23 protein-coding genes are annotated in these 23,437 nt (G+C 67.6%); 4 read left to right on the top strand and 19 right to left on the bottom strand.

Going from position 1 to position 23,437, the window contains the following annotated elements:
- Positions 1-48: 48 nt before the first annotated feature.
- A complete protein-coding gene (locus FHY06_RS03810; protein WP_260310003.1) occupies positions 49-570 on the top strand; it encodes a GNAT family N-acetyltransferase in 522 nt (173 codons plus the stop codon).
- A gap of 18 nt (positions 571-588) precedes the next feature.
- On the opposite strand, the gene FHY06_RS03815 is transcribed toward FHY06_RS03810, so the two are convergent.
- Positions 589-3,354, bottom strand: coding sequence for a diguanylate cyclase domain-containing protein (locus FHY06_RS03815; protein ID WP_260310004.1), 2,766 nt, complete (start codon positions 3,352-3,354; stop codon positions 589-591).
- Positions 3,355-3,607: 253 nt separating this feature from the next.
- A complete protein-coding gene (locus tag FHY06_RS03820; RefSeq protein WP_184603459.1) occupies positions 3,608-4,360 on the bottom strand; it encodes an FMN-dependent NADH-azoreductase in 753 nt (250 codons plus the stop codon).
- Between the two features lie 99 nt (positions 4,361-4,459).
- Here FHY06_RS03820 and FHY06_RS03825 point away from each other — a divergent pair, with 99 nt between their 5' ends.
- Positions 4,460-5,386 (top strand): LysR substrate-binding domain-containing protein, encoded by a 927-nt coding sequence (locus tag FHY06_RS03825; protein WP_184603462.1) that lies wholly within the window; start codon positions 4,460-4,462, stop codon positions 5,384-5,386.
- Between the two features lie 106 nt (positions 5,387-5,492).
- On the opposite strand, the gene FHY06_RS03830 is transcribed toward FHY06_RS03825, so the two are convergent.
- Together FHY06_RS03830 and FHY06_RS03835 are read right to left on the bottom strand one after the other, a co-directional pair.
- A complete protein-coding gene (locus tag FHY06_RS03830; RefSeq protein ID WP_126181881.1) occupies positions 5,493-5,693 on the bottom strand; it encodes a hypothetical protein in 201 nt (66 codons plus the stop codon).
- A gap of 101 nt (positions 5,694-5,794) precedes the next feature.
- Positions 5,795-6,331 carry a GNAT family N-acetyltransferase gene (locus FHY06_RS03835; RefSeq protein ID WP_184603464.1) on the bottom strand — a complete coding sequence of 179 codons (537 nt, stop codon included), beginning with the start codon at positions 6,329-6,331 and terminating at the stop codon, positions 5,795-5,797.
- A gap of 97 nt (positions 6,332-6,428) precedes the next feature.
- Here FHY06_RS03835 and FHY06_RS03840 point away from each other — a divergent pair, with 97 nt between their 5' ends.
- A complete protein-coding gene (locus FHY06_RS03840) occupies positions 6,429-7,160 on the top strand; it encodes a hypothetical protein (protein WP_184603466.1) in 732 nt (243 codons plus the stop codon).
- 10 nt (positions 7,161-7,170) lie between these two features.
- Here the strand turns inward: FHY06_RS03840 and FHY06_RS03845 are convergent, their stop codons facing one another.
- The 3 genes from FHY06_RS03845 to FHY06_RS03855 all read right to left on the bottom strand — a co-directional run bounded on the left by FHY06_RS03845 (position 7,171) and on the right by FHY06_RS03855 (position 8,918).
- Positions 7,171-7,443 carry a general secretion pathway protein GspL gene (locus FHY06_RS03845; RefSeq protein WP_260310005.1) on the bottom strand — a complete coding sequence of 91 codons (273 nt, stop codon included), beginning with the start codon at positions 7,441-7,443 and terminating at the stop codon, positions 7,171-7,173.
- A 21-nt stretch (positions 7,444-7,464) separates the two neighbouring features.
- Positions 7,465-7,713 (bottom strand): hypothetical protein, encoded by a 249-nt coding sequence (locus FHY06_RS03850; protein WP_184603472.1) that lies wholly within the window; start codon positions 7,711-7,713, stop codon positions 7,465-7,467.
- A gap of 302 nt (positions 7,714-8,015) precedes the next feature.
- Entirely contained in the window at positions 8,016-8,918 is a 903-nt protein-coding gene (locus FHY06_RS03855) for a LysR substrate-binding domain-containing protein (protein ID WP_184603475.1), read from the bottom strand.
- Positions 8,919-9,065: 147 nt separating this feature from the next.
- Between FHY06_RS03855 and FHY06_RS03860 the strand changes: the two genes are divergently transcribed.
- The gene (locus FHY06_RS03860) at positions 9,066-9,734 is read left to right on the top strand and encodes an FMN-dependent NADH-azoreductase (protein ID WP_184603477.1); all 669 of its coding nucleotides are present in this window, start codon (positions 9,066-9,068) and stop codon (positions 9,732-9,734) included.
- A gap of 40 nt (positions 9,735-9,774) precedes the next feature.
- On the opposite strand, the gene FHY06_RS03865 is transcribed toward FHY06_RS03860, so the two are convergent.
- The 12 genes from FHY06_RS03865 to FHY06_RS03920 all read right to left on the bottom strand — a co-directional run bounded on the left by FHY06_RS03865 (position 9,775) and on the right by FHY06_RS03920 (position 23,413).
- Positions 9,775-10,680: an SDR family oxidoreductase gene (locus FHY06_RS03865; RefSeq protein WP_132798625.1), complete on the bottom strand. Its 906-nt coding sequence runs from the start codon at positions 10,678-10,680 to the stop codon at positions 9,775-9,777.
- A gap of 81 nt (positions 10,681-10,761) precedes the next feature.
- Entirely contained in the window at positions 10,762-11,700 is a 939-nt protein-coding gene (locus tag FHY06_RS03870; protein WP_019652563.1) for a glutathione S-transferase family protein, read from the bottom strand.
- A gap of 37 nt (positions 11,701-11,737) precedes the next feature.
- Positions 11,738-13,381 carry an isovaleryl-CoA dehydrogenase gene (locus FHY06_RS03875; protein WP_184603479.1) on the bottom strand — a complete coding sequence of 548 codons (1,644 nt, stop codon included), beginning with the start codon at positions 13,379-13,381 and terminating at the stop codon, positions 11,738-11,740.
- A gap of 107 nt (positions 13,382-13,488) precedes the next feature.
- Positions 13,489-14,505: an NADP-dependent oxidoreductase gene (locus FHY06_RS03880; RefSeq protein WP_184603481.1), complete on the bottom strand. Its 1,017-nt coding sequence runs from the start codon at positions 14,503-14,505 to the stop codon at positions 13,489-13,491.
- A gap of 56 nt (positions 14,506-14,561) precedes the next feature.
- Entirely contained in the window at positions 14,562-15,023 is a 462-nt protein-coding gene (locus tag FHY06_RS03885) for a PaaI family thioesterase (RefSeq protein WP_019652560.1), read from the bottom strand.
- A gap of 138 nt (positions 15,024-15,161) precedes the next feature.
- Complete coding sequence (locus FHY06_RS03890; RefSeq protein ID WP_019652559.1) at positions 15,162-15,959, bottom strand: SDR family oxidoreductase; 798 nt, start codon at positions 15,957-15,959, stop codon at positions 15,162-15,164.
- A 28-nt stretch (positions 15,960-15,987) separates the two neighbouring features.
- The gene (locus FHY06_RS03895; RefSeq protein WP_019652558.1) at positions 15,988-16,290 is read right to left on the bottom strand and encodes a Dabb family protein; all 303 of its coding nucleotides are present in this window, start codon (positions 16,288-16,290) and stop codon (positions 15,988-15,990) included.
- A gap of 11 nt (positions 16,291-16,301) precedes the next feature.
- Complete coding sequence (locus FHY06_RS03900; RefSeq protein ID WP_184603483.1) at positions 16,302-16,562, bottom strand: hypothetical protein; 261 nt, start codon at positions 16,560-16,562, stop codon at positions 16,302-16,304.
- On the bottom strand, positions 16,562-18,415 hold the full coding sequence (locus tag FHY06_RS03905) for an acyl-CoA dehydrogenase (protein WP_184603485.1): 1,854 nt from the start codon (positions 18,413-18,415) through the stop codon (positions 16,562-16,564). The genes FHY06_RS03900 and FHY06_RS03905 overlap by 1 nt, the downstream gene beginning before the upstream one ends.
- A 141-nt stretch (positions 18,416-18,556) precedes the next feature.
- Complete coding sequence (locus FHY06_RS03910) at positions 18,557-19,732, bottom strand: acetyl-CoA C-acyltransferase (RefSeq protein ID WP_184603487.1); 1,176 nt, start codon at positions 19,730-19,732, stop codon at positions 18,557-18,559.
- A gap of 61 nt (positions 19,733-19,793) precedes the next feature.
- Entirely contained in the window at positions 19,794-21,269 is a 1,476-nt protein-coding gene (locus tag FHY06_RS03915; RefSeq protein WP_126181893.1) for a M20 family peptidase, read from the bottom strand.
- Between the two features lie 38 nt (positions 21,270-21,307).
- Positions 21,308-23,413: a 3-hydroxyacyl-CoA dehydrogenase NAD-binding domain-containing protein gene (locus tag FHY06_RS03920; protein ID WP_126181894.1), complete on the bottom strand. Its 2,106-nt coding sequence runs from the start codon at positions 23,411-23,413 to the stop codon at positions 21,308-21,310.
- Between the last annotated feature and the right edge of the window lie 24 nt (positions 23,414-23,437).

Genomic DNA, 23,437 nt, shown 5'->3' on the forward strand with positions numbered 1-23,437 from the left:
CTTGCCCTGGCTTCTGATGCGCGGGGCGGGAGCACAATCGCGCGGCCCATGTCCCGCGCTCCTCTCCACATCCGCCCTGCCATCGCCGCCGACGCTCCCGCGCTGGCGGCGTTGTCCATCCAGGTCTGGCTCGACACCTACGCGACCGAAGGCGTCAGCGATCTGATTGCGCGCTACGTGCTGGACGAGTTCACGCCCGCCGCGTTCGTATCGCGGATCAGCGATCCGAGCACCGCAGTATTCGTCGTCGAGGCCGGCGGCCTCTTGGCGGGCTATGCCCGGCTGCGCTTCGGCGCATCGCAGAAGCTCTTCCCTGCCGCCGACACCGAGCTATGCACCCTCTACGTGCAGGAGCCCTTCACCCAAGCCGGCGTGGGTTCCGCCCTCTTGCACGAGGCCCGTGCCGCGGTACGCAGCCGCACGGGCAGCGACGCGCTCTGGCTCACGGTCAACGTCCTGAACCTGCGCGCCTGCGCCTTCTACGGGAAGCACGGTTTCGTGCGCACGGGCACCGCCTGGTTCACGCTGGGCGACGCCCGTCACGAAAACCACGTGCTGGGCATCTGCTGAACGTTCGGGCCTGCCCGCTCAATACTCCAGCCGCGTCGGCAGATCGCTGCGCGAGCCACCGGACTGCATGAAGAACGCGAACCTGTCGCGTCCTGCGGCCTTGGCGTTGTAGAGGGCCACGTCGGCGCGTGCCAGCAGCTCCTCGGCGGTGGCCGACGAGCCGGTCGCGCGGTGGAAGGCGATGCCGATGCTGGTGGTGACGTCGACGCGCTGGCCATCCACCACGAAGGGCGGCGTGTGGACGCGGTCCACGATCTTCTCGGCGACCACGCCAGCCGCGTCCGGCGTGCTCAGCCCTTCCAGCACCAGCACGAACTCGTCGCCGGCCAGCCGCGCGACCATGTCGGTGCCGCGCACGCAGCCCTGCAGCCGCCGTGCGTATTCGGTCAGCACCGCGTCGCCCACTGCATGGCCCATGGTGTCGTTGATGGCCTTGAAGTGGTCGATGTCGAGGAACATCAGCGCCATCGCATGGCCGGTGAGCTGGCTGCGCAGCACCGCGGCGGGCAGGTATTCGTTGAAGGCCAGCCGGTTGGGCAGGCCGGTGAGCGTGTCCAGGCGCGCCAGCTCGATGAGCTTGTGCTCCACCACCTTCAGCGCGGTGATGTCCAGTGCCAGGGAGAAGATGCCGTGCGTCACGCCGTCGGTGCGCACGTCGGGCACGTAGATGACCTGGGTGACGCGCTCGCTCCCGCCGCGCTGCATGCGCGCCTCGAACTCCACGCGCTCGCCGGACAGCGCCCGAGCGAGCATCGGCCGGCGCGACTCGTACACCTCGCGGCCCGACACCTCCTGCACGTGGCGACCGAGCACCTGCGCCGGATCGAGCCCGAGCCACTCGCGGCTGGTGGCGTTGGCGAAGGTGATCTTCTCGTCGCGGTCGATGTAGGTGATGAGCGCCGGCATGTTGTCGGTGATGGCGCGCAGGCGCAGTTCGCTCTCGGCCTGGCGCAGCTCGGCTTCCTTCAGCGCCGTGATGTTGAAGGACATCAGGTAGAAGCCCACCACCTCGCCGCGCAGGTTCTTGTCGGGAATCAGGTTCACCTGGAAGTAGCCCTGGCGGCCGTGCAGCGGCGCGCGCACCGGAAAGCGGACCTTCTTGCCCGAGAACATGACCGGAAGGTACGGTTTGAGCTGGGTGTAGATCGTGCCGCCCAGCGCCGAGTGCAGCGTCGTTCCCTGCAGCGGCGCCTTCTCGCCCAGGCCAGCCATCTGGCGCGCGCGGATGTTCGCGAACAGGCAGTTCTGCTGGCGGTCGAAGTAGCCCACCAGCGCCGGAATGCTGTCGGTCACGTCGCGCAGGCGCGTTTCCTGTTCGCTCAGCGCACGGCGGATGTTGACTTCCTCGGTGATGTCGAAGGTCATCGAGAACACGCCGCTCACCTTGCCCTCGGCATCGAAGTCGGGGATGTAGTGGGCCTTGAAGATGCGGTCGCCGATGCCCAGCGCCGGGTCGCCGGACTTCTCGAGGATCACCGTCTCTCCGGCCAGTGCCCGCATGATGTGCGGCTCCACCAGAGCGAAGTCGGCCGGCCCGCGCACCTCCGGCATCAGGCGGCCGACCAGCGGACCGTTGCCGCTGTGCAGCGCCCGCACGTGCGCGTTGACGAAGGTGTAGCGCAGCGATGCGTCGACGTGCGACACCATCGCCGGAATGCTGTCGGCGATCACGCGGACCTGGGCCTCGCTGTGCGCGAGGCTGCGTTCGATGGCACGCCGCTGCTCCATCAGCTCGTCGAAGGTGCGCGCCAGGTCGCCGATCTCGTCGGCCGCATAGGTGCGCTCCGCCACCGGCGTGTCGTCGTCGACCCGGGAAGGCGCCTGCTGGGTCGACTGCATGTGGCGGTGCAGTACCGCCAGCGGCGTCAGCTGCCGGCGCACCACCACAAGCGTCAACGCACCGGCGCACAAGGCTAGCGCGAACGCGCCGAACCACGCGCCGCGCTCGATGGCATTGATGCTCGCGAAGGCCTCGCTGCGCGGATACATGGCGCCGACGATCCAGTTCGCCTGCACCATCCGGTCGAAGGCGTAGAGGCTGGGGACGCCGGCTTCGTTGATGCCCTCGCTGGAGCCCTGGAAGCCGGCCATCGCCCGCAGGATCTGCGCGTCGCCGCCGCTGCCGTTGGCCTGGACCTGGTTCAGGATGCGCGAGACGTTCGGATGGTCGACCATGATGCCGTCCACCGTGGTCACGAACAGGTAGCCGGTCTTGCCGAACTTCACGTCGGCGAGCGTGCCCAGCACGCTGCGATCCTTCAGGTTGATGGCGCCTGAGATCACGAAGCGCACCTGCCCGGTACCGTCGAATACCGGCTCGGTGATGGCCACCTGCGCCAGTCCGTTGAGCCGGTTGCGGTACGGCTCGGACACCAGGCCGGCCCTGGAGGCGACCGTCTGCTGGAAGTACGGCCGGTCCTTGACGTTCACCTTGCCGATCGCCTGCGCACCGTTGAGGTTGGCCACCAGGTTGCCGTCCATGTCGAGGAAGGCGACGTTGTCGAAGGCCTGGCGCAGCGCGGCATGCTTCTCGACGAAGGCCTGCAGCGCCGCGGTGCCCTGGAAGTCCTGCGCCTCCACGCTGCCGCTGAAGGTCTGCAGAAGGATGCGGCGGCTGCCGAATTTCTGGTCGATCGCATCGGCGATGGCGTCCACCCGGGCGAACTCCTCGGCCGCGATCGAGGCGCGCATGCTGCTCTTGACCAGATGGAGCGCGAAGGTGGCGATCGCGAAGGTGGCCAACAGGACCACCGCCGCCACGCCCAGACTCAGGCGTGTGTGCAATCCGAACCGGAATTTCGAGGGACCTGTTTGATTCATTGAACTTGCTCGGGGCCGGTACGTTGCCGGCGGCGGGTTTCCCGCCCTCCGAGTATCGGTGGGTTCGGGTTGCCGCGGAAGATGCAGGATTTACGCCGTGCAGACGCGGGCGGATTCAGCGCCCCGCGGGACGCGCCTCGCTCCCGGCAGCGAGACTGCGTCGTACCACCCGACCCGCCGGAGGAGCCCGAGCCCTCCAATCCGGCGCCGTCGATTTCTACATCGCCTCTCCCGATGCGCTCAGGGCGACGGTCGCCTTCGAAGCTGCCATCGGCATCGAAGCTTCGGCGGGCTCGAGCAGCGCGTCGACCAGTGCGTCCACACGCTGCTCCGCGCGCCGGATCGACTGCGCGAGCTGCTCGCCGCCGAACTCGTCGGACTCCACCGCCGCCTCGTGCACCTCCGTGATGCCGATGTAGCCGAGCGCGCTGCGCACGCTGCTCTCGGTGTGGTTGAGGTGAGCGATGCGCCCGCCCGGGTCGTAGCCGTGATCGCCGCGCGCACCCAGCAGCACCGCGCGCTTGCCCGCGTCCGCCAGCATCGGCCAGTACGGCACCGCGCCGCGCGAGCGGTCGAAACCGAAGGTCCGGCCCACGCGCACGATGTTGTCGATCCAGGCCTTGAACTGTGCCGGCGCGCTGAAGTTGTACATGGGCAGGCCGACCACGATCAGGTCGGCCGCGAGCAGTTGGTCGACCAGCCTGTCGCTCTCGGCGAGCACCTCGGCCATCCACGGTTCGCGCGCGGCGGGGGGCGTGAAGGCGGCGTGGATCCAGCGCCCGTCGACGGGTGCCGGCGGCTGCTGGCCGACGTCGAGGTAGTCGACGCGGTCGGCGGGCCGCGCCTTCCGCCAGCGCTCGACGAAACGCGCGGAGAGCCGGCGGGTGTGGGAGCCGTGCAGGTCGGTGTCGGAGCGGCCCGGCCGGGCGCTGGCGTCGATGTGGAGGATATTGATGGTCGCGTTCTTCATGGATGAGTTTCCTTCTTTCGTATCGCGCTGCCAGAATGGGGCACTGGCTTCGAATCTAGGATTCAAAGGCCGGCTCCACAAACGATCATTTCTCCACGCATGAAAGAGATTGGCTCATCTGTACGCACGTCGCGCAGGCTACCCCCGCTGCTCGCGCTGCGAGCCTTCGAGGCGGCGGCGGCCCACCTGAGCTTCCAGCGGGCGGCGCAGGAGCTTTCGGTGACGCCGTCGGCCATCAGCCACCAGGTGCGCGCGCTCGAGGAGTCGCTCGGCCAGCCGCTTTTTCGCAGGCTCACTCGACAGCTCGCGCTGACGCCAGCGGGGCAGCGGCTCTTCGACGACCTGCGCACCGGCTTCGACCTGCTGGAAGCCGGCGTCGACAAGCTGCGCCGCCCGCCCGCCTCGCAAGCCGTGACCCTGAGCACCAACACCGCCTTCGCCGCGCGCTGGGTGCTGCCGCGCATCGAGGCATTCCGCAAGGCCTGCCCCGGCGTCGAACTGCGGCTGCATGCGAGCGACACCCTGGTCGACCTGGCGCGCGGCGAGGCCGACATCGCCGTGCGCTCGGGCAACGGCAACTGGCCCGGCCTGGTGTCACGCGAGCTGATGTGCGAGCGCTACGCGCCGCTGTGCAGCCCGATGCTGGGCCTGAACGACGCGGCAGACCTGCCGAAGCACCGGCTGATCCACTGCGACTGGCAGCCGCAGGCGCTCGCGCCCGCCGTATGGCCGCGATGGTTCCGCGAAGCCGGCATCGCGCCGCCGAGGGGGCGAGCGATGAAGGCATCGGGCCTGTCGTTCTCCGACGAGACGCACGCCATGCTGGCCGCGCTCGCCGGCCATGGCGTGGCCCTGTTGAGCCTCACGCTGTCGGCCGAGGAACTCCGCAGCGGCGCGCTCGTGCAGCCCTTCGGGCCCGCGCTGGACACCGGCAGCTACTTCCTCGCCGTCGCCAATGGCAGGGAGGACGAGCCGGGGGTACGCGCCGTGTGGGAGTGGATCGCGTCGCAGGCTTCGGCAGGCTGAGCGTGCCCGCGCAAGGCGCTGACGCTGCTGATGCGGACGGTGTCGCAGAAGTAAAGAAAGGCCTCCCGAAGGAGGCCTGCCTTGCGAAGCGCCGCCCGGCGCCGGCTCAGCGTGTCTTGCTCAGCAGGGTCTGCACCAGATAGCCGTCGCGGTAGACGGCCTCGATCGTCCCATTGACGTGGTCGGAGGGATGCGCCGTCACGAACTTCTCCTCGGTCACGCGGTAGACCACCATGGTGCAGGACGAGTGCCTGCTCAGCGTGCGGGCCACGCCCGTGGCCTGCCTGAGGGTGGGATACGTCTCCATGGGGTCGCGAACTGTTTTGCCGGATGTGGTTCCAAATGTTAACCCGTAGGTACTCAACATCTCTAAGGGTATCTTCCGAGCGCCAACAGTGCGGACTGTCCTCAGGCCAGTGATTTCGAAGATTGAAGCGTCTCGTCGTGCTCGGCGCAACCGGCAAGCTGGCTCAATCCAGGCTCGGAAAGCCTGTAGCCCAGCCTTTCGATGACTCGCTTCGCACCCAGGCTCTCGTAGAAAGCGATGCCCCTCAGGTTGGACGCCTTTACCGGCCAGTCGATGCGGGCGCACCCGTGCCTTGTGGCGTACCGGGCGACCCAAGCCATCAACGCCCTGCCGGCCCCGTGGCTCCGGTGCGACGAGCGAACGTAGAGCTCCTTCAACTGGCAGTGCCTGCTCTGATCGGGAGAGAAATCGACCAGCGAATACACCAGCGAGATGGCTGCGAGGCCGATCACCGTCCCGCTTTCGTCCTGCGCCACGACAAGGCGCTGGAACGACCCGGGGGCCAGCAGGTTCGCGGTCAGATGCTCTCTCACCAGCTCCCGGGCGATCTCGGCGCCGTCGTTGTAATAAGCATGCAGCTCGCACAGCAGGTCGACCAGCGACTCGTGCTGTGCTTCGGAGACAAGGTCAACGCGCATTGGAAGTCCCAGGCAGGCCCACGGCCGAAGGCGGCGATGCTATCAAGGCACGGTTGGAGGGGCGGCCCGCACCGCACCCTCACTACACTGCCCTGCGATGAACCACCCCGCCCCATCGCATCCCTCGCCAACCGCCTTCTTCCGAAGCGGCGAAATGCTGCGCAGCCGCGGCGTGAGCGACGTGGTGCTCACCGGCACGGTGGACGTTCCCATGCCTCCCACTCGCCTGCTCGCCGACTGGGAACGCGAGATCTCCTCGCAGCTCGCACTGGAACCCGGAGACGTGGAGCCCCTGCCCCTCGCACGGGCCCGCGCGCGCTGGCCGGACTACCGGCTGTGCGTCCAGGCTGCGTCCGACTGGGCGCAGGCGCAGGGCCTGCCCGGGGTGCTCGCTTCCAGCGACGTCGCCCTGATGGCCTGCCGCGGTGCGAAGTACCACCACGACGGCATGCAGTACGGCTTCGCGGCGTTCTGCAATCTCTTCATGAGCGAGGACAAGGGGCTGGACCTGCACTTTCCCGCCGCAGGCCGGCGCATTCCGCTCAGGCGTGGGACCACGGCGATCTTCGACACCGGCCAGCCTCACGCGGTGATCCGGCGTGGCAGCAGCGGCTTCGATGCAGCCGACTTCGCGCATGGCAGCGACTGCAACCTGGTCTTCCTGACCTGGGAGTTCCCCATCGAGGACGCCTCCGTGGCGAAGGCACTGCGGATCGAGTTCGACGTCGCCGAAGCGAACGCGGCACGTCCTGACGAGGAGTCGCTCATGCTGGGCGGCAAGCCTGCCGTCGTGAACCCGGCTTCCGGCCAGTGGATGCGTGACGGCTGACCGATTTCGCTCAGCGCTCCTGTGAACGAGCCGCAACGCCGGCGGCAAGCTCCGCCAGGCATTCCCTGACCGCCTGAAGCGGCGTCTTCTCATGGCAGCGTGCAGCGGCCTCGCGCGCGACGGCTTCGCTCAGGCGCCGCTCCTGCGCCGCCTCCACCTGCAGTTCGACGATCCATTTCATGAGCACCGCCAGCACGATCAGCAGCCCCATCGCCGCGCCGATCAAGGTCAGGCGCCAGTTGCCGATGCGAAGGACGGGGGCCGCGGCAGGCTTGCCGGCCATGCCTTCTTCATGCGCGGACATCTAGCGCGGCAGGCCCGGGAAGACCCACATGCTCAGGCCGAGGATCAGCCCGATCCCGAGGGACACGATGGCGGCCGTGGTCAACACCGATGCCGCCACGATGTTCTGGACGAACAGAGCCATCATCACGAACCCCACCGCGGCGACGAAGCACATCGCGACCGGCAGCAGCGCCCTGAGCGCCGCGCCGCGCCCGGGCACCAAGGGTGGTTCGTCCGGGCTGCCTTCTCGCAGGAACGGGGTTCGCATGAATGTCCTCCTCTTCGCGATATCTCGCGTGTATGCATGGGTCCGCTGAAGAAGGCCGGCTGCTTCGGGGCAACCTTTTCTGACCTTCCTCAAAGAAAGTGACTGAAGGTTAAGGAAAGGATCCGGCCGGGCTAAGGGATTACTGCGCGAACCTTGCGGATGAGAAGAGGCGCGGCGAACAAAGCTCGACGGCCTGCGCAATAGTTAACAACCGGTGAACAGCAAGGCGCCGCCTGATCCTCGCGCGGACTCTAGGAGCGCGAGCCGGCAGCCACCAGTGCCGAAAGTCACTGCAGGCGGAGTCAGGCGCTGTCGCCGGGCGGCTGCAGCGCCCTCACCCAGTCGAAAACCGCCGCCACGGCCGGCTCGTCGCGTCGCTCCTTCGGGCAGACGAGATGGAACGGCAAGCCCGGCAGTTGCGGACCGAAGGGCTGGACGAGATTGCCCGCGCGCAGTTCGTCGGCGATCAACGCAAGGCTCATCAGGGCGACGCCCTGTCCCTGCAGGGCTGCCGACACGGTGTGCGTCTCGTCGGAGAACACCGGGCCGGCCGACACGTCGAGACCCGGCACCTGCGCCTCCTGCTGCCACGCGGTCCACGTGCCCGGCTGGGTCTTGCTGCCCGGCACCTCGAAGTGCAGCAGCGTATGCCGCACCAGTTCGCCGGGGCGGCGCAGCTTGAGCGCGGGGCTGCACGCCGGCGCGAAGACGTTGTCGAACAGCTTCTGCGACACCATGCCGGGCCACGCCCCGCGCCCATAGCGGATCGCGATGTCGGCAGTGATGCCGTCGAGCGGCACCGCGTCGTGCGACGCATGGATGCACAGGTCGAGCCGCGGATGCAGCGCGCGCAGCGTGCTCACGCGCGGCAGCAGCCATCGCGCCGCGACAGCCGGCGTGGTCGACAGCGTGATGGCGGTCCGCTCGGGCGGCGCACGCAGCCGCGCGACCGCATTCGCCATGGCATTGAACGATTCGCCGAGCACCGCCTGCAACTCCCGGCCCTGCGGCGTGAGCACCAGTTGCCTCGGCTGCCGGATGAAGAGCGCCACGCCGAGTGAATCCTCGAGCTGACGCACCTGGTGGCTGATGGCCGTGGGCGTCACCGACAGCTCATTGGCCGCGAGCTTGGCGCTGCAGTGCCGCGCGGCGGCCTCGAAGGCGCGCAGCGCCGCCAGCGGAGGGAGTTGGCGAAGGTTGGCCATGGATGGGCGAATGGATGAATTTATTTTTCAGCAGCGCAAAGAAATCGTCGTTTGTCGCCGCATGAGTGCATCGGTAGATTTCACTTCATGCCAGGCAGACAGCTGAATTCTCTTCATCCAAATCTTCATGTCAAAGAGGACCGCTCCATGACCACACTGCTCCACATCGACGCCAGCGCCCGCCCCGGCCGCTCGGGCACGCACGTCCACGGCTCGCATTCGCGCCGCCTCAGCCATCACTTCGTCACGACCTGGCGCGCAGCGCGGCCCGATGACGAAGTGATCTACCGCGACGTCGGCGCCACGCCGCCCGGCCACGTCACCGGCGAATGGATCGCTTCCGGCTACACGCCGGCCGGGCAGCGCGAGCCTTGGATGCACGCGGTGCTCGCCGAAAGCGACGCGCTGATCGCCGAGGTCCACCGCGCCGACGTGCTGGTGATCGGCGTGCCCATGTACAACTTCGGAATGCCCGCACCGCTGAAGTCATGGATAGACAACATCGTGCGCATCGGCTCCACCTTCGACTTCGACCCCTCCCGCGACAACCCGTACGTGCCGCTGCTGGCCGAGCGCCATCGCCGCACGGTGCTGCTCACCTCGTGCGGCAGCAGCGGCTACGGGCCGGGCGGCTTCCAGGCGCAGATGGACCTGCTCACACCGGGCGTCACGAACCCGCTGGCGCTGCTGGGATTGAACGAAGTCCACAGCGTCGCGATCGAGCACGCGGAGGACCACGGCGATCTGCTGGAGCGCTCCATCTCGAATGCGCTCGCGCGCGTGGAGGCACTGGTCGCCGAACTGCAGGCCGTGTGATCGCCGGCCTGCCCTTCATCAACCTTTCGGGGCCCTTCGTTCAGGCCGAACGCAGTTGCTCGCGCAGCTTCTGGCCGATCTCAGGCCGCTCCAGGAAAGGGTCGGCCGGATTGGTGATGGAGACGATGTTCTCCATGCGGCTGCGCACGTTGCCCAGCGCCTTCGGATGGCTGAACACGTAGAACTGGTTGTCGCTGATGGCCTCGAACACCTTGGCGGCCACTTCGGCGGCGGTGATCTTGCCGCTGCTCACCGCCTTGTTGCTCATCGCCTGGCCGATCAGCTGGCTCTTGGTGAGCTCGCTTTCCTTCGGTGCATTCGGGCGGTTGCGCTCGCTGCTGGTGATGCCCGTGGGCACGAAGTACGGGCACAGCAGGCTCGCGCCGATCTGGTCGGTGACGAGGTTCAGGTCCTGGTACATCGTCTCGGTGAGACTCACCACCGCGGCCTTCGCGGCGTTGTAGATGCCCATGTTGGGCGGCGTGAGCAGGCCGGCCATGCTGGCGGTGTTGGTCACGTGGCCGCGGTAGGACGGGTCTTTCGCGGCAGCTTCCAGCATCATCGGCACGAACAGGCGCACGCCGTGGATCACGCCCCAAAGGTCCACGCCCAGCACCCACTCCCAGTCGGCGACCGTGTTCTCCCACACCAGCCCGCCGGCACCCACGCCCGCGTTGTTGAACACGAAGTGCGGCGCGCCGAAGCGCTCCTTCACGGCAGCGGCCAACGCCTCCATCTGCGCAGCGTCCGACACGTCGACCTTGCGCGCCAGCACCTGAACGCCGGCCGCTTCCATCTCCGCCGCAGCCTTGTCGAGCGCGTCCTGCTGCACGTCGACCAGCACGAGGTTCATGCCGCGCGCGGCGCCGATGCGCGCGCATTCCAGGCCGAAGCCCGAACCCGCGCCGGTGAGAACTGCGGTCTTGCCCTTGAAGTCCTGAATCATTGGGTGCTTTCCTTTGGTTGTCTCTGCGCCGTCTATTGGACCGCTTCGCGCAGAGATCGACTGTCGTTCGCGTGACCCGAATCAGCCTTCCGCCTTTTTCAGCACATACCCGATGCGGGGAAAGTGCACATGCACGGTGCCCACTTGCTCGCTGCTGCGCTCCAGCGTGTAGTGCGTGCGCGTGGCGGCGACCAGCGTGCCGGGCGTCTCTTCGAGGCCGAAGCTCTCGGCGCGAATGGTGACGGCGCTGCCCAGCGGGATGCCATGGTCGTCCTGGAAGGTGCTGTCGGTCAGCAGCGAGTGCGGCGTGGAGGCCTTGGCGACCGCGATGGCTTCTGCGCTCGTGAACTTCTCGGGCACGTCGTGGCCGATGGCGGCCATGCGGTCCATCCAGTCGACCACCGCGGGCGTGAGGTCGAGGATTGTGCGGACCGACTCGATGCGCCGCGTGTACCACAGCGGGTGGTAGGCCGAGAAGTCGGCGATGCTGGGCACCTCGCCGAGCAGGTAAGGCTTCTCGTCGAGCATGTCGGAGAGCCGGCGCAGGTACGACTTGTAGGCGCTGGTGGCATCGGCCGGGCGCAGGCGGGTCATGTTGCCGGCGCTCATCTTGCCGCGGTCCTCGCCGAAGGCCTTGGCCGCTTCCGGCGGGGCCTTGGCGAACACCTCGGCCGCGCCCCTTGGCTGGAGGTTCCATGCCATGGCGGCCCAGAAGAGCGTGGTGTCGGCCCATTGCGCGAGGATGCGCGACATGCCCTTCTCGGGCTCGGGGTAGAGCGTGGGCGTGGGCTGCAGGTGCTCCAGCACGTCGGCGATGAGCGCGCTGTCGCAGTAGATGTCGGCGCCGATCTGCAGGAACGGCGTCTTGCGGTAGCCGCCGGTGAGCACCTCCACGTCGGGCTTGGGCATGATCGGCGGGATGAAGACCGACTTCCACGGCAGCTTCTTGGCGCCGAGGATCAGGCGCACCTTCTCCGAGAACGGCGAGGTGAGGTAGTGATGAAGGATCAGGTCGGCCATGTTCGTGGGCTTTCTAGCGTTGTGATGTTGGCGCGCTTCAGCGGGGCTGGGCGCGCTGGATGATCGAATCGAAATCGGTGCCTGCGGCCAGGGTGCCGAAGGCATGGCCCCAGTCGCCGGCAAGACGCGATGCGCAGAAGGTGTGCGCCACTGCAGGCGGGGCAGTCTGCACGAGCAGCGCGGCCTGCACGGCCAGTGCGACATCCTGCGCGAGGCGGCGGGCCTCGGCCTCGGAAGCCATCGCCTCGATGCGCGCCGGCAGTGCGTCGGCGAGGCGGTCGAGCGCGGCATGCTGCCCCCTCGCGGGCGCCAGCTCCTTCTCGAGCGCGGCCACCGCATCGCCCTTGCGCAGCCCCCGCAGCAGGTCGAGCGCCATGATGTTTCCCGCGCCCTCCCAGATGGAGTTGAGCGGCATCTCGCGGTAGATGCGGGCCATGATGCCCTCGCCGCCCTCCTCCACATAGCCGTTGCCGCCGAGGCACTCCATGGCTTCCTGAGCGAAGGCGCTGCCGCGCTTGCAGATCCAGAACTTGGCGACCGGTGTGAGCAGCCGGGCCATCAGGCGTTCGTGCTCCTCGGACTGGTGGTCGAAGGCTCGCGCGAGGCGGATGGCAAGCGCGGTTGCAGCCTCGCTCTCCAGCGCAAGGTCGGCCAGGACGTTCTTCATCAGCGGCTGGTCGATCAGCGGTTTGCCGAAGGCCATGCGCTGGCTGGCGTGGTTGAGCGCGATCGCCAGTGCCTGGCGCATCAGGCCGCTGGTGCCCAGCGCGCAGTCGAGCCGCGTCATCGTGCCCATCTCGAGGATCTGCGGAATGCCGCGGCCCTCCTCGCCCACGAGCCACGCGGTTGCCCCCTGGAACTCGACCTCGGAGCTCGCGTTGGCCTTGTTGCCCAGCTTGTCCTTCAGCCGCTGGATGCGGATCGCGTTGCGGGAGCCATCCGGCAGCACGCGCGGCAGGAAGAAGCACGAAAGCCCGGCGGGCGCCTGCGCGAGCACCAGGAAGGCATCGCACATCGGTGCCGAGAAGAACCACTTGTGGCCGGTGATGGCGTAGCGCTCGCCCCAGGCATCGCAGCCGCCTGCGCGAACCGCCTGGGAGGTGTTGGCCCGCACGTCGGAGCCGCCCTGCTTCTCGGTCATGCCCATGCCCATGGTCACGCCGGGCTTGTCGCCGAAGGGCTTGAGCGCCGGGTCGTACCAGAGGCTGCCGAGCTTCGGCGTCCAGTCGGCATGCACCGCCGCGTTGCCGCGCAGCGCAGGCGTGACGGCGTAGGTCATGGAGATGGGGCAAAGGATCGACGGCTCCAGCTCGGTGAAGAGCATGAAGCCGGCCGCGCGCAGCACGTGCGGCGAGGCGGAGGTGCCGGTCCACGGCGTGCCGTGCAGGCCTGCGCCCACGGCGGCGCTCATCAATGCGTGGTAGCTGGGGTGGAACTCCACCTCATCGATGCGCCGCCCGAAGCGATCGTGCGTGTGAAGCTCGGGCGTGTGGACATTGGCGAGCCGCGCATGCGCCTGCATGCCGGCCGAGCCGAGGGTGGCGCCCAGTTCGTGCAGCTGCGTGGTCTGCAGCGTGGGCGCGTTGAACTTCAGTGCATCGCGCAGCGGCCGGTTGGTGTCGAAGAGGTTGTAGTCGACCAGCGGCTCGGGCTGGTTGAAGACCTCGTGCGTCGAGTCCATTCGAATACCTCCGTGCTCTGCACCGCGGTGCTCGCTTGCTTGGGGCGGCCCGGCGCGGCGCGCATGACCGGCCTCCTTGCCTTGCGTTCAGCTCATCGGCGCATCAATCAGACGAGCTTGACCAGTTGCTTGCCGAAGTTGCGGCCCTTCAGCAGGCCCAGGAAGGCCTCGGGAGCCGACTCGATGCCCTGCGCGATCGACTCGCGCGGCTTGAGCTTGCCGGTGGTCACCAGCGTGCCCAGCTCGGTCAGCGCCTCCGGCCACACTTCCATGTGCTCGCTGACGATGAAGCCTTCGATCTTCATGCGGTTGATGAGGATCAGCGCCGGGTTGGCCAGGGGCAGCGGCTGGCCATCATAGCCCGCGATCATTCCGCACAGCGCCACGCGGGCGAAGGCGTTGGCGCGCAGCAGCACCGCGTCGAAGATGTAGCCGCCGACGTTCTCGAAGTAGCCGTCGATGCCGTTCGGGCAGGCTTCCTTGAGCGCGGCGCTCATCGACTTGACGTCGGGGTGCTGGCGGTAGTCGATGCAGGCGTCGAAGCCCAGTTCGTCGGTCACGTACTTGCACTTCTCGGCGCCGCCGGCAATGCCCACCACGCGGCAGCCGCGCGCCTTGGCCAGCGCGCCGAAGGCGCTGCCCACCGCGCCGCTGGCGGCGGTGATGACCACGGTTTCACCGGCCTTGGGCGCGATGATCTTCACCAGCCCGTACCAGGCGGTCACGCCCGGCATGCCGACCGCACCGAGGTAATGCGACAGCGGCACGTGCGTGGTGTCGACCTTCTTCAGCGCGCCGGGCTGCGAGGCATCGACCACGCTGTATTCCTGCCAGCCGCCGAAGCCGACCACCTTGTCGCCCACAGCGTACTTGGGGTGCTTGCTCTCGACCACTTCGCCGACGGTGCCGCCCTGCATGGTCTGGCCCAGCGGCTGCGGCTGCGCATAGCTCTTCGAGTCGTTCATGCGGCCGCGCATGTAGGGGTCCAGGCTCAGGTAGTGGTGGCGCACCAGGACCTGGTTGTCCTTGAGCGCGGGGGTTTCGGCGGTGACGAGCTTGAAGTTGCTCGCGACGGCTTCGCCCTCGGGGCGGTTGTCGAGATGGATCTGCTTGTTGGTGGGCATGGAAGACTCCAGGGAAATTCGGTCGATCTGCTGTTCGTTCAGGTCGTAAAGTCAGCTCAGTCGGTGGACGGCGGACGCATCTCGTTGGCGCTGGCCGGCCCGGTCGGCAGCCGGCGCTTCACGTACTTGAAGGTGCCGGTGGCATGGGCGCACACGCGCTCCTGCTCGTCGTAGATTCTGGCCTCGGTGAAAGCCAGCGTCGCCGTCCTGTGAATGAGCGTGCCGCGCGCATGCAGCGGGCCCACGGAGGGCTGCATGAAGCTGGTCTTCATCTCGATGGTGACCACGCCCGTCTCGGGCGCGATGCTGCGCGCGGCAGCGGCCATGGTGATGTCGAGCAAGGTCATGCAGGCACCGCCATGCGTCACGTCGAAGGTGTTCAGGTGCTCGGGCTTGGCGGTGTAGAGGATCTCGGATTCGCCGTTCTCGAACTTCGTGAGTTCGAAGCCCAGGTGGCGCGCGAACGGGATGCGGCTCGTGTACGAGCGGAAATTGATGTCTTCGTCTTGAGTGGTCATTTCAGTCTGCCAATGGCCGACACGATGGCACGGCCCCTTCGCGGGCTCCCGCGGAAGCGGCTTCGCCGGGCCGCAGGGTGCGCCCCCTCGAGGGGGTGTCCGAGCCACACGAAGTGGGCGAGGCTGGGGGTGGTCATTTCAAGCTGCGCCGAGCACGACGCTGACACCGCCATCCACCGCCAGCCACTGGCCGGTGACGTGCTTGCCGGCATCGCTCGCGAACAGCAGCGTCAGGCCCTTCAGGTCTTCCTCGTCGCCCAGGCGGCCCAGCGGCGCCTGCGCGGCCATCTTCTCCTCGCCCAGCGACTTGATGAGGCCGGCGGCCATCTTCGTCATGAAGAAGCCGGGGCAGATCGCGTTCACGTTGATGTTGTACTTGCCCCATTCGGCTGCCAGCGTGCGGGTGAAGCCGATGACTGCGGTCTTGGAGGTGTTGTAGGCCAGCGTCTGCATCTCGGGCGGGTTGCCGTTGAGGCCGGCGATGGAGGCAATGTTGATGATGCGGCCCGACTTCTTCGGGATCATGTAGCCGTTGGCGATCTGCTGCGACAGGATGAAGTAGCCCCGCACGTTGAGGTTCATCACCTTGTCCCAGGCCTCGACCGGGTGGTTCTCGGCCGGCGCGCCCCAGCTGGCGCCCGCGTTGTTCACGAGGATGTCGACCGCGCCCATGCGCTGCAGCGTCTCGTCGGCTAGGCGGCGGGTGTCTTCCTCCTTCGAGCAGTCGGCGGCGATCCAGCGCGCGTCGATGCCGGCGGCCTGCAGTTCGGCGGCGGCCTGCTCCAGGTCGTCGGCCTTGCGCGAACTCAGCATGATCTTCGCGCCCGCCTCGCCCAGTGCATGGGCCATCTGCAGCCCCAGGCCGCGCGAGCCGCCGGTGACGAGGGCGGTCTTGCCGGTGAGGTCGAAGAGTTTCTGGACGGTGCGTGCGGTCATGGGTTGTCTCCGGGGTTCGGGTAGTGGTTCAGATCGTGTAGTCCATGCACTGGCGGGCTTCGCGCACGGCGCCGATGAACGGCTTCAGCGCCACGTGCTGCGGGTGGTCGGCGTAGGCAGCCAGCGCGGCGGCATCGGTGAATTCCGAGTACAGGACCAGGTCGTAGGTGGCTTCCAGCCCGGGCTGGGCGATGGCCACCTCGAAGCGCAGCGTGCCGGGCGAGAGCTTCGCGCAGGCATCGAGCAGCGCCTTGGCCTTGAGCAGGTTGGTCGCCTTGTCGGCGCCCTCGGCGTGCTCCTTGAACTTCCACATCACGATGTGCTTGAGCATGGCGGGCCTCCTTACTTGCTCGAAGGCGTGTTGGACAGGCGGGAGCGCACGTAGATCAGCACGAAGCCGACCAGCGCCACGACGCCGCCGGGCACGGCGATGGACCAGCCCAGCGCTACATCGGTGCGGCCGGTGGCGATGCCGAGGATCACGCCGAAGAGGCCGCCGTAGATCAGGATCCAGATCCATTTCTCGAGCCGGGCGTGCGGCTTCGGCGGCTTGGCGGCGACAGGGGTATTGGGGTTGGTGTTCGGCGAATCGGTCGTGGCCATCAAAAGGCGTCCTCGGGCAAAGCTGTACAGGTCGGGTCGCGGGTTTCGACCACGTTGAGCCATGCGCCGATTTTCGGCAGCTCGTAGTGGAAGAAATAGTCCGTGGCGCCGATCTTGCCAGCTGTTACCGCCCTCGCCTTTTCTCCATCGTTTTCCAGGGCCCTTTGGGCCACGTCCAGCCAGATCCAGGCCAGCACGGTGTGGCCGAAGGCCTGCATGTACGGCACCGCGTTGGCCAGCGCCTGGGCCGGATCGCCCGTGGACCAGGCGGCCTCGGTGGCGCTGCCGATGCGCTGCAGTGCGGCTCCCAGCGCCTTGGCATGGGCCTCCAGGGCCGGCACCTTGGCGGCGCGGCCGATGGTGGCGGTCATGCGCCCGGCCAGCAGCTGCAGGCCGCGGCCCTTTTCCATCAGCACCTTGCGACCCAGCAGATCGGCCGCCTGGATGCCGTGGGTGCCCTCGTGGATCATGTTCAGGCGGTTGTCGCGCCAGTACTGCTCCACCGGGAAATCGCGCGTGTAGCCGTAGCCGCCGTGCACCTGGATGGCCAGCGAATTCGCCTCCAGGCACCACTCGCTGGGCCAGCTCTTGGCGATGGGCGTGAGCACCTCCAGCAGCAGCCGCGCGTCGTCGGCGGCCTGGGCGTCGCCGGTCTTCTGCTCGTCGACCAGCCGGGCGCAGTACAGCTCCAGCGCCAGGGCGCCCTCGCAGTACGCCTTCTGGGCCAGCAGCATGCGGCGCACGTCGGCGTGCTCGATGATGCGCACCTGAGGCGCCGCCGAATCCTTGGCCACGGCCGCACCGGCGGCATCGGGCTTCTTCACCAGCCGGCCCTGGGGGCGGCTCTTCGCATACTCGAGCGAGGCGTGGTAGCCCGCCATGCCGAGCATGGTGGCGGCCGTTCCGACGCCGATGCGCGCCTCGTTCATCATGTGGAACATGCAGTGCAGGCCCTTGCCGGGCGCACCGACCAGGTAGCCCACCGCGCCGGCCTTGCCGTCGACCGGGTACCTGCCCTCGCCGAAGTTCAGCAGCGTGTTGGTGGTGCCGCGCCAGCCCAGCTTGTGGTTGAGGCCCGCGAGCGCCACGTCGTTGCGCTGGCCGGTGAGCCGGCCCTCGGTGTCGACCATGCGCTTGGGCACGATGAACAGCGAAATGCCGCGCGTGCCCGGCACCAGCTTGCCGTTCTCGTCGGGAATCTTGGCCAGCACGATGTGCACGATGTTCTCGGTCAGCTCGTGGTCGCCTGCCGAGATCCACATCTTGTTGCCCGTGAGCCGATAGCGCGGACCCAGCGGATCGCTCTGGAAGTCGTCGCCGTCGGGCACCGCGCGCGTGGCCACGTCGCTCAGCGAGGAGCCGGCCTGCGGCTCCGACAGGCACATGGTGCCGGCCCAGCGGCCGGAGAACTCGTTCTTGGCGAAGACCTCCTTCTGCATCTCGGTGCCGTGCACCATCAGCAGGTTGGCGTTGCCGCTGGTGAGCATGTTCGAGCCGATGCTCACCGAGGCCATCGCGAAGAAGCTGTTGGCCGCCGCCTGCAGCGTGTAGGGCAGCTGCATGCCGCCGATGTCGTAGTCCTGCGCTGCGCTCATCATTCCCGACTCGACGAAGGCCTTGTGCGCATCGTGCGTGGCCTGCGGCAGCACGACCTTCTCGCCGTCGAAGTGCGGCTCCTGCGTGTCGACGATGCGGTTGAACGGCGCGTACTTCTCGCGCGCGATGCGCTCGCAGGTGTCGAGCACGGCATCGAAGGTCTCGCGCGAATGATCGGCGAAGCGCTCGCGCTGGTTGAGGGCTTCGGCGTCGAGCCAGTCGTAGAGCAGGAAGTCGAGGGTGGAACGAAGGCTCATGGTCGAATTTCCGTGGGAGTCATGAGACCGCGGCGTTCCTTCTCAGGAACACCGCGGAACCGGCTTCGCCGGGCCGCCGGTGTTGCCCCCGGAAGGGGGTTGGCGAAGGCGACGCGCAGTGCGCCGCGGACTGGGGGAGAGTCAGAGAATTTCGAACACGCCCGCGGCGCCCATGCCGCCGCCGATGCACATCGTGACCACGACCTTCTTCGCGCCGCTGCGCTTGCCTTCGATGAGCGCGTGGCCCGTCAGGCGCTGGCCGCTCACGCCGTAGGGGTGGCCCACGGCGATGGCGCCGCCGTTCACGTTCAGGCGGTCGCCCGGGATGCCCAGCTTGTCGCGGCAGTAGATCACCTGTACGGCGAAGGCCTCGTTCAGCTCCCACAGGTCGATGTCGTTGACCGTCAGGCCCAGGCGCTTGAGCACCTTGGGCACCGCGAAGACGGGGCCGATGCCCATCTCGTCGGGCTCGCAGCCTGCCACGGCGAAGCCGAGGAAGCGGCCCATGGGCTTCAGGCCCTTCTGCTCGGCGTACTTCTCGTCGACCACCACGCAGGCGCCGGCGCCGTCGGAGAACTGGCTGGCGTTGCCGGCCGAGATCAGGCCGCCGGGCAGCGCCGGGCGGATGCCGCTGATGCCTTCCTTGGTGGTGCCGGGGCGGATGCCTTCGTCGTTCTCGACGGTGACTTCCTTGGTGCGCAGGCCCAGCACGGGGTCGGCCACGCCGGCCAGCACGGTGATGGGGGCGATCTCGTCCTTGAACTTGCCGGCTTCCAGCGCGGCGGTGGCGCGCTGCTGGCTGGCGGCGCCGTATTCGTCCATGGCGTCGCGGCCGATGTTGTAGCGCTTGGCGACCTGCTCGGCCGTCTGCAGCATGTTCCAGTAGATCTCGGGCTTGTTCTTCACCAGCCAGGGGTCGGCCAGCATGTGCTTGTTGGCTTCGTTCTGCACGCAAGAGATGCTCTCGACGCCGCCGGCCACGTAGACCTCGCCCTCGCCCGCGACGATGCGCTGGGCGGCGGTGGCGATGGTCTGCAGGCCCGAGGAGCAGAAGCGGTTGATCGTCATGCCCGAGGTGGTGATGGGCAGGCCGGCGCGCAGCGCGATCTGGCGCGCGATGTTGGAGCCGGTGGCGCCTTCGGGCGTTGCGCAGCCCATGATGACGTCGTCGACCGATGCGGGGTCGATGCCGGCGCGCTGCACCGCGTGCTGCACCGCGTGGCCGCCCAGCGTGGCGCCGTGCGTCATGTTGAAGGCACCCTTCCAGCTCTTCGCGAGCGGCGTGCGGGCAGTGGAAACGATGACGGCGCTGGTCATGGTGAGGTCCTTTGGCTTTGAAGCAGTTGGAAGGGAAAAGAGAGGGCTGCAGTGGTTGTCGTCATTGCGCCGGAGCAGCGTTGGCGTTGCTCAGGAGCTGGCGGTAGAAGCCGATCATCTCGCCGTAGTTCGAGATGGCCAGGCGTTCGTTGTTGCCGTGGAAGCGCGCCAGGTCTTCGTTCTTCATGCGGAACGGCGAGAAGCGGAAGACGGCGTCGCTCACGATGCTGAAATGGCGCGAGTCGGTGGCAGCGGTCATGAGGCCCGGGGCCACCACCGCATCGGGAAAGCTCTGGCGCACGGCCTGTTCGATCGCGCGGTAGCCGGTGCTGTCGGTCGACGACACGGGCGACGGCTCGGAGTTGCCCGGGTAGGCCTTGATCTTGATGTCGTCGTTGCCCAGCGCCTTGCGCAGGTGCGCCTCGGTGCTGGCGATGGTGTCGCCCGGCAGGATGCGGAAGTTGACGGCGGCCTCGGCGCGGCCGGGCAGCACGTTGTCCTTGTTGCCCGCACGAACGATGGTCAGCGCGGTGGTGGTGCGCAGCATGGCATTGCTGCTCGGGCTCTTCTCGAGGATGCCGCGCACCAGCGGCTCGGTGAGCCACAGGTTGGAGAGCATCACGCGGTTGACCCCGCTCATCTCGGGCGCGAGCGCGCCGAACATCTGGCCCGCCACGCCCTTGATGCCGCCGGGCATCGGGTTGGCCTCGAGCCGCGCCAGCGCCGCGCTCATGCTGCCGATGGCGCTGTGCTGCGGCGGCATCGACGAATGGCCGGGCGCGGTGTCGAGCGAGAGGAAGAAGGTGGCGTAGCCCTTCTCCGCCAGGCCGATGAGCGCAGCCGGCTGCTTCAGGCCGGGCATCACGCCGTCGAGCACCAGCAGGCCCTCGTCGAGCACCCAGTCCAGGCGCACGTTGCGCGACTTGAGCAGTTCGGCGATGGGCAGCGCGCCGCGCAGGCCGCTCACCTCCTCGTCGTCGCCCATCACGAGGTAGACCGTCTGCCTCGGCTTGAAGCCGCTGCCGATGAGCAACTCGATGGCTTCCATCTGCGCGAACAGGTTGCTCTTGTTGTCGAGCGTGCCGCGGCCCCAGATGAAGCCGTCCTTGATCTCGCCGGAGAAGGGATCGACCGTCCAGGCCTTCTCGGTGCCAGGCGCGATGGGCACCATGTCCTGGTGCGCCATCAGTGCGACGGGCTTGGCCTGCGGGTCGGTGCCGGTCCAGGTGTAGAGCAGCGCCTTGTTGCCCACCACTTCCTTCTTCAGGGTGGCGTGCACCTTCGGGAACTGCTGCTCCAGGTAGGCGTGCAGCTTGTCGAACTCGGCTGCGTTGGCAGCCGGGTCGTCCAGCCCCGACACCGTGCGGAACGTGATCGCCGTGGACAGCCGCCGTGCGGCCGCCTGCAGGTCGATGTCCAGCTTGGGCGCGGGCGCCACCGCCAGCTGGCGCGACGGCGTGGTCCAGGTCTTGACCGCCAGGGCGGCTGCCAGCAGCACTACTGCCAGCAGCAGCCCGAGGAAGATGCGTTTCAACATTGGCGGTCTTGGTCCCGGCCCAGGTTACGCGTCGGCCATCAGCCGAAGGACTTGCCTTCGGCCACCAGCTTCTGGATCAGCGGTGCGGGCTGCCAGAACTCGGCGTCGTCGCGCGGGTTCTTCGCGAAGCGCTTCATCGTCTCGGCCACGTTGTACAGGCCGACCTGCGACGCGTAGTGCATCGGGCCACCGCGATAGATCGGGAAGCCGTAGCCGGTCAGGTACACCATGTCGATGTCGCCCGACTTCGAGGCGATGCCGTCTTCCAGGATGTGCGCGCCCTCGTTGACCAGCGCGTACACCAGGCGCTGCACGATCTCCTCGTCGGAGATCTTGCGCGGCGTGATGCCCAGTTCCTTGCGATGGTCCTCGATCATCTTGTTGACCAGTTCCGACGGGATGGCGTCGCGCTTGCCGGCCTGGTAGTCGTACCACCCTGCCCCGGTCTTCTGGCCGAAGCGGCCCAGTTCGCAGAGCTTGTCTGCCGTGCGGCTGTACTTCATGTCGGCACGCTCCACGGCGCGGCGCTTGCGGATCGCCCAGCCGATGTCGTTGCCGGCCAGGTCGCCCATGCGGAACGGGCCCATGGCGAAGCCGAACTTCTCGATGGCCTTGTCGACCTGCTGCGGCGTCGCGCCTTCGTCCAGCAGGAAGCCGGCCTGGCGGCTGTACTGCTCGATCATGCGGTTGCCGATGAAGCCGTCGCACACGCCCGAGACCACGGCCGTCTTCTTGATCTTCTTCCCGATGGCCATGACGGTGGCCAGCACGTCCTTCGCGGTGGCCTTGCCGCGCACCACTTCCAGCAGCTTCATCACGTTGGCGGGGCTGAAGAAGTGCATGCCGACCACGTCCTGCGGACGCTCGGTGAACGAGGCGATCTTGTCGACGTCCAGCGTCGAGGTGTTCGATGCCAGGATCGCGCCCTTCTTGGCGACGCGGTCGAGTTCCTTGAACACCTTCTCCTTCACGCCGATTTCCTCGAACACGGCCTCGATGATGAGGTCGGCGTCCTTCAGGTCGTCGTAGCTCAGCGTGGTGCTCAGCAGGGCCATGCGCTGCTCGTACTTGTCCTGCTTGAGCTTGCCCTTCTTGACCTGGGCTTCGTAGTTCTTCTTGATGGTGGCAATGCCGCGGTCGAGCGCCTCCTGCTTCATCTCGAGGATGGTCACGGGGATGCCCGCGTTCAGGAAGTTCATCGAGATGCCGCCGCCCATGGTGCCGGCGCCGATCACGCCGACCGACTTGATCTCGCGCTTGGGCGTGTCTTCCGGCACGTCGGGGATCTTGCTCGCGGCGCGCTCGGCCATGAACAGGTGGCGCAGCGCCAGCGATTCGGGCGTGAACATCAGCGAGGTGAAGATGCGGCGCTCTTCGGCCATGCCCGCGTCGAACTTCAGCTTGGTGGCGGCCTGCACGGCATCGACGCACTGCAGCGGCGCGGGGTAGTTCTTCGACATGCCGCCGACCATGTTCTTCGCGAACTGGAAGTAGGCATCGCCCTGCGGGTGCTTGCACGGCAGGTTGCGCACCAGCGGCAGCTCCTCGCCCGTCTTGCCGGCCACGCTCTTGGCGAAGGCCACGGCCTCGTCGAGCACCGATTCGGCCGATGCGGCCAGCTTGTCGAACAGCTTCTGGCCGGGCACCGATGCGAGCAGCTCGCTCTTGACCGGCTCACCGCTGACGATCATGTTCAGGGCCGTCTCGACGCCCAGAACGCGCGGCAGGCGCTGCGTGCCGCCTGCGCCGGGAATCAGGCCCAGCTTGACTTCGGGCAGCGCGACGTTGGTGCCGGGAGCGGCCACGCGGTAATGGCAGCCCAGGGCCAGTTCGAGGCCGCCGCCCATGCACACCGAGTGGATGGCAGCGACGATGGGCTTGGGAGAGGCTTCCAGCGCGAGGATCACGCTCAGCAGGTTGGGCTCCTGCAGCGCCTTGGGCGTGCCGAACTCCTTGATGTCCGCGCCGCCCGAGAACGCCTTGCCGGCGCCGGTGATGACGATGGCCTTGACGGCGTCATCGGCGTTGGCCTTCGACAGGCCGTCGGTGATGCCGATGCGCGTCGAGAAACCGAGACCGTTGACCGGAGGGTTGGTCAGTGTGATCACGGCGATATCGCCGAGCACTTTGTATTCAGCCGTCATGCTGCGTTCCTTGGTGTGTGAAGA

This window comes from Variovorax atrisoli, from assembly GCF_014195185.1.
Lineage (GTDB): Bacteria > Pseudomonadota > Gammaproteobacteria > Burkholderiales > Burkholderiaceae_C > Variovorax > Variovorax atrisoli.